Below are 12556 nucleotides of genomic sequence, written 5' to 3' on the forward strand. Positions count from 1 at the left end.
CAATCGAAAGAAGGCTCGTGTCGATGACTTCCCAGGTAGGCGACTCTCTGGAGCTCACGGACCGCACCCGCCACGACATCGATTCGATGTCGTCGGGGGATGTGTACAAACTCCTGTCCTGTGCGGTGCAGCCACGCCCGATCGCCTGGATCTCCACGGTGTCCAGCACCGGCGTTCGCAACCTGGCACCGTTCAGCTTCTTCAACGTCGCCTCACGGAACCCGGCCACCCTGATGATCTCCATCGGTGAGCGCATCGGCTTTCCAAGAGAATTCAAGGACACGTTGGTCAACATCCGCGACACCGGCGAATTCGTCGTCAACATCCCGTCGGCGGAGACTGTGAACGCGGTGACCGCAAGTTTCGCGACAGTGGACGCGGACGTCGACGAGTTCGAGCTCTCGCACATGACGGCCGTTCCATCGGTGTCTGTCTCGGCTCCGTCGGTGCTCGAATCCCTGGTCTCTCTCGAATGCCGGACGCTCCAGGAAATCGCACTCGGTTCCGACACTCTCGTGCTCGGGACCGTCACGACGGTGACCAGCAGACCGGGCTTGCTCACCGACGATCTGCACGTCGACACGCTCGAACATCGATTCCTCGGCAGGTTGGCCGGCCCGTTCTACACAACCGACATGAATCGAGTGGCGCAATGACCACCTCGGCGCATCTGCGCGGCGTCGACGCTCGGCCGGTGGTCGATACGTTCGATATCGCTGTGGTGCAGACCAGTTCGCGAACCGGCGCCTGGCAGCAGAATATCGACGCGGTGAGCTCGGAAGTCCGTGTTCTCGCCGCCGGTGGCTCCAAGGTGATCGTGCTGCCCGAACTGTTCGCCAGCGGTTACGATCTCGGCAGCATCGACGCGATGGCCGAGTCGGTGCCCGGCCGCACATCGATCGCGCTCGGAGAACTCGCCGCCGAGACCGATACGGTTCTGGTGACGGCAATGGTGTTCCGCGATTCCGAGGGAGTCGTCTTCGACAGCTCACTCGTCGTGGGTCCGGACGGTCTGCTTGCCCTGGGACACAAGCGGTTTCTGTGGGACCGTGAGAACGCGGTGTTCACCCCGGGTGCGCAGAGCGGTCTGGTGGTCGACACCCCGTTCGGATCCATCGGCGTCGTGATCTGTTACGAGGCAGGGTTTCCCGAGACCGTCCGCGATCTGGTGCAGCGAGGAGCCGATATCATCGCCGTGCCGTCGGCCTTCGGTCACGTCCGCCTGCACGTGTGGAAGCTGCTCACACGATCCCGCGCACTCGAGAACGGTGTTGTCGTGGCCGCAGCGGGGCTCACCGGGCAGACCGGCGACGGACCGCGGTTCGCCGGACACAGCGTGATTGTCGGGCCGCAGGGCCGCACCATCGTCGAGATGGCCGAGACCGTCGGATCGGTCTCGGCGACGGTCTCCAGACGCGAACTGCAAGACGCACGCGACGAAGTGCCCTATCTGAAAGATCTTGCCCGACTGGGCGGTATCACCGAGATACGAACGACCGAGAACGATCACGAGAGGAACCGAGATGTTCGATCTGCGATCAGCTGATCTGTTGCGCGCCTTCACCCGTCAGCTCGAGCTGTGCAAAGTTCAGCCCGGAGAACAGGTGGTGATTCTCGCGGAACCGTCGAGCCGTGGTGACTACATCTCGGCTGCTTTCGGAGCGGCCCAGAGCCTGGGCGCACAGGTACTCGCGGCCACCGTCCCGGGCGGCAGCCCCGCGCCGATGCCCAGCACGCACACCGGTGCAGGCCCCGGGCTTGTCTCGGTCATGAACAGTTCGGTGGCTCAGGACATGCTCAAGGGTGCGGACCTGGTGGTAGACCTCACCAGTGAGGGCTTCATCCATGCGCCCATTCAGCAGGAAATTCTGGCTGCCGGCACACGCATCATCTTCGTCTGCGACGCCCCGGACGTGTTGATCCGGAACATGCCGCAGGACGGCGACAAAGAACGGGTCCAGGCGGGGGTCGATCTGATCCGCAGCGGCTCGACCATGCACATCACCAACGACGCAGGCACCGATCTGACCGTGCAGTTGAGCAATTCACAGCCCGAGTTCCAGGTGGGCTTCGCCGACGACAAGGGCCGCTGGGATCACTGGCCGTCCACCATGGTGTTGTGTTGGCCGGAGATCTCGAATGGAAAGATCGTGCTCTCCGAGGGCGATATCTTGTTGCCGTTCAAGGAATACGTCCGGGACGAGACGACGCTGACGGTCACCAACGGCCACATCGACGAGGTGACCGGCGGTGGTGAAGCTGCATTGCTCAACATGTTCTTCGCGGACTCCAACGACAAGTGGGCGCGCTACCTGTCTCACATGGGCTGGGGACTGATGAAGACCGGCGACTGGTTCGCTGCGGCGATGTACGGCAAGGACGACATCATGGGCATGGACGCCCGAGCTTTTGCAGGCAGCTTCCTGTGGTCCACCGGCCCGCATCCCGTACTCGGCCGAGATTCCTACGCGCACCTCGACATCGGAATGCGCGCCTGCACCGTAACCATCGACGGCATCGATGTCGTCACCGAAGGTCGATTGGTGGAGAGCTGACATGGCACCGATCGAAGTGGTGATCGCGGGCGGCGGTTTGGGTGGGCTGACCGCGGCGCTCTCTTTGCGGCACAGGGGCATCCAGGTGACGGTGCTCGAAGCCGCTGCCGAGCTCGGCGAGGTCGGAGCAGGCATCCAGACCGCACCGAACGCCAGCCGCATTCTCATCGCTCTCGGAATGCGTGACAAACTCGAAGCGATCAAGACCGAGCCGATGGATCAGGTGCGCAGGCGGTGGGAGAACGGCAAGGTCATCGCGCTCACCGCACTCGGCGAGTACTGCAAGAAAACGTTCAATGCGCCCTACTGGCACTACCACCGCGCGGACCTGCACTCTGCCATCCACTCACAGTGCCTCGACCCCGACGGCCCCGGCCCGGTCGTGGTGTTCGAGACCGACGCGAAGGTCGTCGAGGTCGATCGAACGAATCCGACGCGGCCCGTCGCGGTCACCGGAACCGGAAGACGCTACGAGTCGGACCTGCTCATCGGAGCCGACGGTATTCGTTCGACCGTGCGCGACCTGATCGGTCTACCCGATACTCTCGTCTTCTCCGGTGAAATGGCCTATCGCGCTTTGATTCCGGGTGATCGCATCGTCAAGGACCCGGCCACCCGCTGGCTCGTCGACCGATACCAGAGCACCATCTGGTACGGACCCGACCGACACCTGGTGCACTACATGATCCGTAACGGTGAGTACCTCAATGTCGTTGCGCTGGCCCCGTGTACCGACGAGGTTCGCGACGGCGGACCGCGGCTCGTCGGGCCCGAGGAACTGATGGGGACGTTCCCGGACTGGGACGACCGCGCCCACGCGATGCTCTCGAAGGCCGATGAGAACGTGCTGTGCCAGGCGCTCTACTACCGCAGACCTGATCCTCGCTGGACCGACGGCCGCGTCGCGTTGCTGGGCGACGCCTGCCACGCCATGCTGCCGTACCAGGCGCAGGGCGCGTCGCAGGCGATGGAAGATGCGGCCGTGCTCGCCGAGGAACTCGCGAAGGTCACCTCGAGCGGAATCGACGACGCGTTGGCGCGCTACGTCTTTCGCCGAGCCCGGCACGCGCGGATGGTGCAGGACGCGAGCCTGCAGAACAAGACTTTCTACCACATACCCGATGGACCCGAGCAGCAGAAGCGGGACGCGACACTGGCGTCGTTCGATGGGGAGTCCGACATCTCGTACGACTGGCTGTGGAGCGGTACTCCGCTCGACGACAGCGACGACGAGAAATTCCATTACTCGTTCGTCCGATGACGACCTCGGACCACAACACCGCGCCGGAGGCTGCGATGAAGACTGGTGATCAGGTAGTACAGGAGCTCCCATGGAAATGGGGTGTGCAGGGCAAGATCTTCATCATCGGCGGGCTGGGTTACATGTTCGACGCCTGGGATGTGGCGCTGAACGGATTCTTGACTCCGCTGCTCGGCACCTATTGGGACCTCTCCCAGGCCGAGCGGGGGCTCGTCGCCACCGGCAACCTGATCGGCATGGCCGTCGGTGCCGTCGTGTGGGGAACGATCGCCGACCGAGTCGGGCGTAAGCGCGCATTCTCGTTGACGCTGTTGATCTTTGCGCTGTTCTCGGTCCTCGGCGCTTTCGCGCCGAGCTTCGAGATCTTCATCATCCTGCGGTTCCTGGCCGGGTTCGGTCTCGGCGGCTGCATCCCGGTGGACTACGCGTTGGTCAGCGAATTCTCACCACGCCGCATTCGCGGCAAAATTCTGTCCGCGATGGACGTCTGGTGGCCCATCGGTGCCACCATCTGCGGCGTCGTCGCCACGCTTCTCGTCCCGATCGACGGAGACGTTCGTTGGCGCTACATGCTGCTGTTCATGGTTCTGCCTGCGCTGCTGCTGTTCTGGGTTCGACGCGGCATCCCCGAGTCGCCGATCTACCTCGCCAAGGTCGGACGTGAAGTCGAGGCCCGCGCCGTCATCGACGACATGGTCACCCGCACCGGATCCGATGCAGTCGACTACGTCATCGTCGCCGATACGGCACCGAAGGGTCCGGGTGGCATGAAAGCGGCTCTGACACAGCTGAAATCGGTCTGGCGCTACAGTCCACGCATCACCGCAGCAGCCTGGATGCTGTTCGTGTCCATCATGCTGCTCTACTACGCAGCGCTCAGCTGGATGCCGTCCATCCTGCGGGCCGAGGGCTACGGAGAATTCGCAGCCTTCGCCGGTACGACGCTCATGACCGGAGTCGGCATCGTCGGTGTGCTCACCTCCGCGTTCATCGTCGAGATATTCGGCCGCAAGTGGGTCATCGGGTTGTCGGGTCCTATCGCCGGTAGTGCGTTGGTCATGTTCGCTGTCATGCTCGACATCCAGTCTGCTGCGCTGATCTGGCTCGGCATCTTCGGATTCGTCATTCAGCTGACCATCCCGGTGCTGTACTGCTACGTCTCCGAGCTGTACCCCACCAACATCCGCGCCTCGGGATTCGGCTACGCATCCTCGGTCAGTCGGGTGGCCACCGGATTCGCTCCTCTCCTGTTCGGTTCGGTCATGTGGCCGATCCTGGGTCTTCCGTTGACCTTCGGCATCGTCACCGCGTTCGTGTTGTTCGCGGTGATCTGGATGGCGTACTTCGCACCGGAGACCAAGGGCCGCGAACTCGACACCCTCGTCGACGAACCCGCCGAGGTCGTCGCAGGCGAGGCTCGGGTCTGATGAAGCCCGCACAGTTCGACTACCACCGGGCACGCGATGTCTCGGGTGCAGTACGGCTGCTGGCCGAGCTGGGCGAGGACGCGAAGATCATCGCCGGAGGCCAGTCCCTGGTCGCCATGATGAACTTCCGCCTCGCCCGGCCCGGACACCTGGTCGACGTGGGTGGTTTGAACACTCTGAGCTACATCAGGCGCGAATCCGACGGCCTGCACATCGGAGCGCTCACCACCCACCACGACGTCGAATCCGGCGATGTGGGAACAGACTTCGCTGTTCTTCGCGAGGCCATGCGGTGGGTGGGGCACTATCCGATCCGTACTCGCGGCACCGTCGGGGGCAGCATCGCTCATGCGGACGCCACCGCGGAATGGTGCTTGCTCGCCATCCTGCTCGACGCCCGCATCGTCGTAGAGAGCGTGAGGGGGCGGCGAACCGTCGAGGCAAACTCGTTCTTCTTCGGGTACTACTCCACCGATCTCGCGTTCGACGAAATGATCGTCGAGATCGTGTTTCCGAACCCGGCACCCCACGCTGCGGTGACCGAATATGCCGAACGACAAGGCGACTTCGCGATCGTGGGCGCAGCGGTGTCGCTCGATCTCGACGGAGTGGCCGTGGTGGGTGGACGCGTCGCTCTCGCAGGAGTGGGCGCGACTCCCGTCCGATCGTCCGCAGGCGAGGCCGTTCTGGCCGCCGGTGGAACGTTCGGTGACTGTGCGGACGCCGCAGCCGAGGCACTGGAATTGGAGGACGAGGGCATGGTCACTGCCGAGTACCGGCGCACCCTGGTTCGCACATTGGTGGCCGAAGCCTGCAGCGATGCACTGGTATCGCAAGGGGTGCCCACATGAGCGTCGATCAGGTTCTCACACCCAAGTTCGTCGGCACCTCGGTTGCACGCCGCGAGGACCCTCGATTGCTCACCGGCCGCGGCAGATTCGTCGACGACATCGCGATGCCGGGCATGCTGCACGCACAGTTCCTGCGCAGCACCGTTGCGGCCGGTGACGTCACCGGTCTCGACGTCGGTGATGTCGCCGGAGTCGAAGGAGTGCGCGGCGTCTTCACCGCGGCGGACTTGGTCCTTCGGCCGATCCGCGCCGAATTGTCCCGTCCGCTCAGCGAATTCGTGCCCACCGACATGCCCGTGCTGGCACACGACGTCGTGCGCTACGTCGGTGAGCCGCTGGCCATCGTCGTCGCCGCCGATGCGTACAGCGTCGAGGACGGACTCGAAGCAGCCCGGGTGTCCTACCGGACCGTCACCGCCGTCACCTCCGCAGATCAGGCCATGTCCGAGGGCGTGCCCCTGGTTCACGATTCGGTGCCGAACAACACCGTCGTGGACGTGCAGATGTTCGCCACCGAGGGCATCGACGAGATATTCGACGACGCACACACCGTGGTGTCCGTGCAGTCCAGAACGGGGCGTCAGAACGCACTGCCGCTCGAGACCCGCGGATGCATTGCCTACTGGGACGACCGCGACGAACAGTTGATCATCTATATCTGCACGCAGGTCCCGCACCAGGTTCGGACAGTCACCGCGCAGTGCCTCGGTCTCGACGAACGCCAGGTTCGGGTCGTCGTGCCCGATATGGGCGGCGGGTTCGGGCAGAAGTGCGTCGTCGGCCGCGAGGAGATCGCCGTCGCGGCAGCTGCATTGAAGCTCCGTCGCCCGGTCAAGTGGATCGAGGATCGCAAGGACGCACTGACGGCGTCCTTCCTGGCACGCGAGCAGCAGTACGACGTGCGGGCCGCGTTCGATTCCGAGGGGCACATTCTCGGCCTCGACGCCGATGTCGTGTGCGACATGGGTGCGTACTCGTGTTACCCCTTCACCGCGGGCATCGAACCGCTCATGGCCTCGGCCGAAATGCCTGGGGTGTATCAGGTTCCGGCGTACCGGGTGCGGGGCCGTTCCGTGTTCAGCAACAAGGCACCGACAGCGCCGTACCGCGGAGTGTCACGCCCGCAGTACGTGATGGTGATGGAGCGGCTGTTCGAGCGAGCAGCCCGCGAATTGGCGCTCGACGCAGTGGAGATCAGGCGTCGCAACGTGATCACCGCGTTCCCGTACACCGGGGTCAACAACATCACCTACGACCCGGGCTCGTACCTCGAGGCGCTGAACCTGTGCGAGCAGACGCTGCGGGACGGCGGTTGGTACGACCTTCAGGAACGCGCTACTGCCGACGGCCGACACATCGGCATCGGGTACTCGTGCTTCAGCGAGCGGACGGGCTACGGCAGCAGCGCCTTTGCGGCCCGAAAGATGAACGTGGTCCCGGGATTCGACATCTCGGAGGTCAGGATGGACACCTCCGGAACCGTGGTCGTGACGACCGGCACGATGAGCCATGGTCAGAGCCACGAGACCACCATGGCGCAGATCGTGGCCGACCGACTGGGAATCACGGTCGATCAGGTCAAGATCGTGCAGGGCGACACCGACCGGATCACCTACGGCTTCGGATCGTTCGCCTCTCGCTCGATCACCATCGGCGGCAGTGCGGTGGCGCTGGCGTCGACCAAATTGGGAGACAAGCTGTGTGAGATCGCCGCGCACCTGCTGGAGACTCGCGACGACAACGTCGAGCTGGCCTCGGGGCGGGTGCGTCAGCGTGACGACCACTCGAAGTACGTCACCTACCGGGACATCGCCGACGTCGCGTATCTGAAGGCACAGTTGCTGCCCAAGGGGGTCGAGCCGGGGTTGTCCGCGACGGCGAGTTTCGACGTGTTCAACGACGGCACGTTCTCCAACGCCACCCACGGCGTCGTCGTCGAATTGCACGAGGGCACCGGACAAGTGGAGATCCTGAAGTACGTCTGTGTCGAGGACTGCGGGGTCGCGATCAATCCGAAGATCGTCGAGGGCCAGTGCCGCGGCGGGATCGCGCAGGGGATCGCAGGAGCGTTGTTCGAGCAGGTGTCGTACGACGAGAATGGAAACCCGCTGTGCGCCAGCTTCATCGACTACAAGGTGCCGACGGCGTGCGAGATTCCCGACATCGAGATCCATCACCTCGAAACTCCCTGCCTGTTCACCGAATCCGGAGCCAAAGGGGCAGGTGAGGGTGGAACGATCGGCGCACCGGCCGCGGTCCTCAATGCAGTCAACGACGGATTGCGTTCCACCGGAGTGGAACTGAACGACACACCGATCACTCCCGTCGCAGTACAGGCGGCACTGGCGAAGGGAAGGCCATGAGCAACAAGCAACTGATCGAACTGACCGTCAACGGTACCGAGCACGAAGTGATCAGCGAACCACGCCGCACCCTGGTCGACGTGCTACGACACGACCTGCAGTTGACCGGAACTCACGTGGGTTGCGAGCACGGCGTGTGCGGTGCATGCACCGTTCTGATCGACGGCAAACCGGCTCGCGCCTGCCTGACCTTCGCGGCGCAGGTCGAGAGCTCGGAGATCCGGACCGTCGAATCACTCGGCCGGGACGGCGAATTGAGCGACCTACAGCAGGCATTCGCAGACCACCACGGCCTGCAGTGCGGATTCTGCACGCCGGGATTTCTGATGCTGGCCGAGGGCTATCTCGCCGAGCATCCGGACGCCACCAAAGAGGAGATCCGAGAGGTGGTCGCCTCGAACTACTGCCGTTGCACCGGATACCAGACCATCGTCGAGGCCATCGACTCGTGCGCCGAACAGCGCCGCTGCGTCGGCTGTGTGAACGGAGTTTCCCAGTGATACTGACCAATACCCTCGAGATCGACGCATCGGCCGATGACGTCTTTCGGCTGATCAACGACGTCGAGAAGGTGGCGACCTGTGTACCGGGTGCCGCCATCACCGGCAAGGACGGCGAGACTTTTCTCGGCGGGGTCAAAGTGAAGGTCGGGCCGATCAGCGCCTCGTACGCGGGCACCATTCGGTTCCTCGACGTCGACGCCGAGACCCGCACGCTCTCCCTCGAAGCCAAGGGCGCGGACTCGCACGGAAACGGCGATGCCGAGGCTCAGGTGGATCTGTCGGTCGAGGCGATCGGCGACCGCTCGCGGTTGACGTTGAACACCGATCTGGTCATCAGCGGAAAGATCGTCTCGTTCGGCAAGGGCGCGATCGTCGCGGTCTCGAACAAGGTGCTGCAGCAGTTCGCCGTCAATCTCGGTGCGCTGCTCAGTGGTCCGGCTACGGCCGATCCAACCACGCCCGCAGCGGTGAGGACTGCTGTTGCGAGCCCGATGGGCGGCGAATTGAACGCGCTGAGCCTGATGCCCGAACCGGTGCGCAAGTACGCACCGATCGCGGGCATCTTTCTCGCCGGAATGGTCGAGGGCTGGCTGGTGTCCAGGGCCTTCGGGCGACGGTAGCTCAGCTGCGCACCGCGCTCGAGATTCTGTCGACGACCATCGCAACGGCACTCGGAACCGGCTCGATGACGTCCACGTCGGTGCGCAGCGCCAGCCGCCGAGCCGAATCGCTCAGCGGTCCGCCGCCGATGACGACGGCGCTCGCTCCGGCGGCCACTGCCGCATCGACCGCTGTTCCCAGTTCGACAACGCTCGATGCGAGATCCTCGGCGAGGACCAACGGCGATGACGCAGTGAGGAACACACCCGCGAAATCGCCGTCGGGCACGGTGGCGCGAGTCAGTGCATCGAGTGGGGCGGCGAGATCGGCTGTGGTGGTGGCGATTGCGAAGCGACGACCGCCTCGTGCGGCGTGCAGGATTCCTGCCTCTCCGATCCCGACGACCGGAATGTCGACGAGGGTTCGGAGTTCGGCCGCACCGGGATCACCGAACGCGCCGACGATCACGGCGGCCGGGTCATGGTGCTCGATCGCGTCGAGAGCCGCTGCTACGACATCCGCTCCGGCAGCACCTAACTGTTCGGTGCCGGTGATCATCGCCGGTCCGGTACCCGCGGTGACCCCGATGACAGTGAATTCTGTGTCGTAGAGCCAGCGCCGCGCGACGTCGACGAGCAGCTGCGTCGTTGCAGTGTTCGAGTTGGGGTTGACCAAGAGAATCTTCACGGTTCAGCCATCTTCCGGCATGGGTTGTCCGAAGGTCTCTTTCGGGAACTGAGCGGCGATCGCGCACACGATGAACAGCCCCGCCAGCATCCCGAACATGGCACCCACGCCGGACGAGTCGAGAACGGCTCCGGCGATGAGCGGGAACAGTCCGCCGGAGAGGGAGCCCAGTGCCAGGATCACCGACGTCGCGAGGCCACGGATTCGCGTCGGGTATTGCTCGGGTGCGAACAGCCAGATAGTCGTGTTGAGGATGATGACCGAGAAATTGAACAGCGCACCGAAGAGCAGTACGAGGCCGATAGAGGTTGCGAAGAAGCCGAATCCGAGTCCGGCAACGACGCCGAGCGCCGCTCCGCAGGTCAACGTCACTTTACGTGGAAGCTCACGAGCGATGAGCGCGGCGGTCAGAGCGCCGATCAGCGACCCGGACTGCATCACGAGGGTGTACCAGAGCGCACTCGAAATCGACATTCCCCGCTCGGTCAGGATGACGGGGATGAGGGTGAGCATCGAGATCTGGGCTGCGTAGGACATACAGACTGCGATGCCGAGGGCGAGAGTGCTTCTGCGGTAACGCTTGCCGAACATTTCCGTCCACCGTGCGCGCGGTGCGGCTTGTTCGTCGACCGAGGTGTCGACGTTCAAGTACTGAACCTCGGAGTCGAGCGCGCCACGAAGCTTGCCCTGCGCGAGGCGGTTGATGACGGTGTTTGCCTCGGCCACACGGCCCGTCGCCGCGAGGAAGCGCGGTGTTTCCGGAAGCGAGCGGCGATAGAACACGACTGCGAGTGCGGGCAGCACGAGCAGACCGAACAGCCAACGCCAGCGATCGTCACCGGTGAAGATGGCGAAGACGATGACGCCGAACAGTGGAGCGAGCATGTTGCCCAGGCCGGCCGCTGCGACGTTGATCATGCCGACCGCGGTACCGCGATGCTTGGCGGAGAAGAACTCGGAGAGCATGATCACCGCCACAGCGATTTCGCCGCCGAGTCCGAGACCGACCATGAATCGAGCGCCCACCAACACCTCGTAGTTGGGTGCGAATGCGCACAGTAGCGAGCCGAACGCGAAGACGAGCAGGTTCGCACCGAGGAGGGTTCGACGACCGAAACGGTCCATCACCGCGCCGGCCAGGATGCGGCCGAGTGCGACGGCGGTGAACGTCGCGGTGTTCAGCAGTCCGATCTCGGTGCCACCGAGACCCCAGGATTCACGCAGGAGCGGACCGGTGATGCCGACGGCATTCTGTTCGACGGCGTCGAAGAACACACCGAACAGGACCATGGCGACGATGCCGAAGTGTGCAGTGGTGAGGCCGATCTTCGAGTACGACGCCTCGATCTGTTCGCTGAGACCGGCCGCCTCGGGCGGTGGGTCGATCGGTGACTGCTTCTCGTTCGTGGTCGGGACGTTCATCCCAGTGCCTCTCGCTCAGTGGTATACCAACAGCGGAGAATTTACGGAGATGCGCGCCGTTGGAGGTTTCCTGGCAGTAACACTTGCGTTTCCAAATGCTCTCCCCTGCTGCTTTCCTTGGACGTTTTAGCGTGGCGACATCCACCGCCGGAGCCTGCGGATGCGCGGTATACCTTCAGCTCGCTGGTATACAAACATCATGGCATCCACGGAAGGTCGCGAGTCGCTGTCGCGTGTGGTGTTCGACGCGATCAGAACACGCATCCTCGACGGCCGCCTCCGGCCTGGTGAAACGCTGAGTGAGCGCAATCTGGGAACCGAGCTCCAGGTGTCGAGGGTGCCGATTCGCGAGGCTCTTCCGTTGCTCGAAGCAGCCGGGTTGGTGACTCTGTCGCCGAGACGTCCTGCCGTGGTGACGGCCGTGACTCGAAGTTCTGTCGACGAGTTGTACGACATCAGGTCCGCGCTCGAGCCACTCGTGGCTCGACGGGCAGCGTCCGCAGTGGCGGCGGGCTCGGATTCCTCGTCGTTGGTCGACGCCGTGTCCCGTGCAGGTGCGGCGCTCGACCGGGGCGATCTACTCGAGTTCCATCACGCGAGCTCAGGAGTGCACTCGGGGATCGAGGCATTGTCCGCCAACCGGCTGTTCCCGGTCATCATGGAACCGTTGCGGGAGCGCAGCAATCGACTCAACATGGCCAATCTCGAACGGGATCCGTCGCTGCGACACGGGGAGCATGTCTCCCTCGTCGACGCCATCGCCAAGGGGGACCCGGAACTGGCTGCCGCTGTTGCGTTCGCGCACGTGGAATGGGGCCGAGCACGAACGTTCGAGACTCTGGCACAAGTCCCGGGTTACGACCCTCAGCACTGAGCCGAGTGCGCTG

12 protein-coding genes are annotated in these 12556 nt (G+C 64.0%); 10 read left to right on the plus strand and 2 right to left on the minus strand.

Annotated elements, in window-relative coordinates:
- Window positions 1-23: 23 nt before the first annotated feature.
- From ACQR3T_RS24885 to ACQR3T_RS24925, 9 genes are read left to right on the plus strand one after another with little or no spacing between them, the layout of a single operon-like run.
- Window positions 24-656 carry a flavin reductase family protein gene (locus ACQR3T_RS24885; protein WP_428695252.1) on the plus strand — a complete coding sequence of 211 codons (633 nt, stop codon included), beginning with the start codon at window positions 24-26 and terminating at the stop codon, window positions 654-656.
- Window positions 653-1546 carry a carbon-nitrogen hydrolase family protein gene (locus ACQR3T_RS24890; RefSeq protein WP_428695253.1) on the plus strand — a complete coding sequence of 298 codons (894 nt, stop codon included), beginning with the start codon at window positions 653-655 and terminating at the stop codon, window positions 1544-1546. The genes ACQR3T_RS24885 and ACQR3T_RS24890 overlap by 4 nt, the downstream gene beginning before the upstream one ends.
- The gene (locus ACQR3T_RS24895) at window positions 1524-2555 is read left to right on the plus strand and encodes a hypothetical protein (protein WP_428695254.1); all 1032 of its coding nucleotides are present in this window, start codon (window positions 1524-1526) and stop codon (window positions 2553-2555) included. Before ACQR3T_RS24890 ends, ACQR3T_RS24895 begins: the two co-directional genes overlap by 23 nt.
- Window position 2556: 1 nt before the next feature.
- Window positions 2557-3816: an FAD-dependent monooxygenase gene (locus ACQR3T_RS24900; RefSeq protein ID WP_428695255.1), complete on the plus strand. Its 1260-nt coding sequence runs from the start codon at window positions 2557-2559 to the stop codon at window positions 3814-3816.
- Window positions 3813-5243 (plus strand): MFS transporter, encoded by a 1431-nt coding sequence (locus ACQR3T_RS24905; protein ID WP_428695256.1) that lies wholly within the window; start codon window positions 3813-3815, stop codon window positions 5241-5243. The genes ACQR3T_RS24900 and ACQR3T_RS24905 overlap by 4 nt, the downstream gene beginning before the upstream one ends.
- Complete coding sequence (locus tag ACQR3T_RS24910; RefSeq protein ID WP_037148520.1) at window positions 5243-6094, plus strand: FAD binding domain-containing protein; 852 nt, start codon at window positions 5243-5245, stop codon at window positions 6092-6094. Before ACQR3T_RS24905 ends, ACQR3T_RS24910 begins: the two co-directional genes overlap by 1 nt.
- Window positions 6091-8457, plus strand: coding sequence for a xanthine dehydrogenase family protein molybdopterin-binding subunit (locus tag ACQR3T_RS24915; RefSeq protein WP_428695257.1), 2367 nt, complete (start codon window positions 6091-6093; stop codon window positions 8455-8457). Before ACQR3T_RS24910 ends, ACQR3T_RS24915 begins: the two co-directional genes overlap by 4 nt.
- Entirely contained in the window at window positions 8454-8957 is a 504-nt protein-coding gene (locus ACQR3T_RS24920; protein ID WP_428695258.1) for a (2Fe-2S)-binding protein, read from the plus strand. The genes ACQR3T_RS24915 and ACQR3T_RS24920 overlap by 4 nt, the downstream gene beginning before the upstream one ends.
- Window positions 8954-9580: an SRPBCC family protein gene (locus ACQR3T_RS24925; RefSeq protein WP_428695259.1), complete on the plus strand. Its 627-nt coding sequence runs from the start codon at window positions 8954-8956 to the stop codon at window positions 9578-9580. The genes ACQR3T_RS24920 and ACQR3T_RS24925 overlap by 4 nt, the downstream gene beginning before the upstream one ends.
- A 1-nt stretch (window position 9581) precedes the next feature.
- Here the strand turns inward: ACQR3T_RS24925 and ACQR3T_RS24930 are convergent, their stop codons facing one another.
- Together ACQR3T_RS24930 and ACQR3T_RS24935 are read right to left on the minus strand one after the other, a co-directional pair.
- On the minus strand, window positions 9582-10247 hold the full coding sequence (locus ACQR3T_RS24930; RefSeq protein WP_428695260.1) for an aspartate/glutamate racemase family protein: 666 nt from the start codon (window positions 10245-10247) through the stop codon (window positions 9582-9584).
- 3 nt (window positions 10248-10250) lie between these two features.
- Window positions 10251-11669, minus strand: a complete 1419-nt coding sequence (locus ACQR3T_RS24935) for an MFS transporter (protein WP_428695261.1) — start codon at window positions 11667-11669, stop codon at window positions 10251-10253.
- Between the two features lie 199 nt (window positions 11670-11868).
- Between ACQR3T_RS24935 and ACQR3T_RS24940 the strand changes: the two genes are divergently transcribed.
- Window positions 11869-12543 carry a GntR family transcriptional regulator gene (locus ACQR3T_RS24940; protein ID WP_428695262.1) on the plus strand — a complete coding sequence of 225 codons (675 nt, stop codon included), beginning with the start codon at window positions 11869-11871 and terminating at the stop codon, window positions 12541-12543.
- Window positions 12544-12556 lie beyond the last annotated feature (13 nt).

The sequence above is a fragment of the Rhodococcus sp. IEGM1428 genome, assembly GCF_050321865.1.
Taxonomy (GTDB): domain Bacteria; phylum Actinomycetota; class Actinomycetes; order Mycobacteriales; family Mycobacteriaceae; genus Rhodococcoides.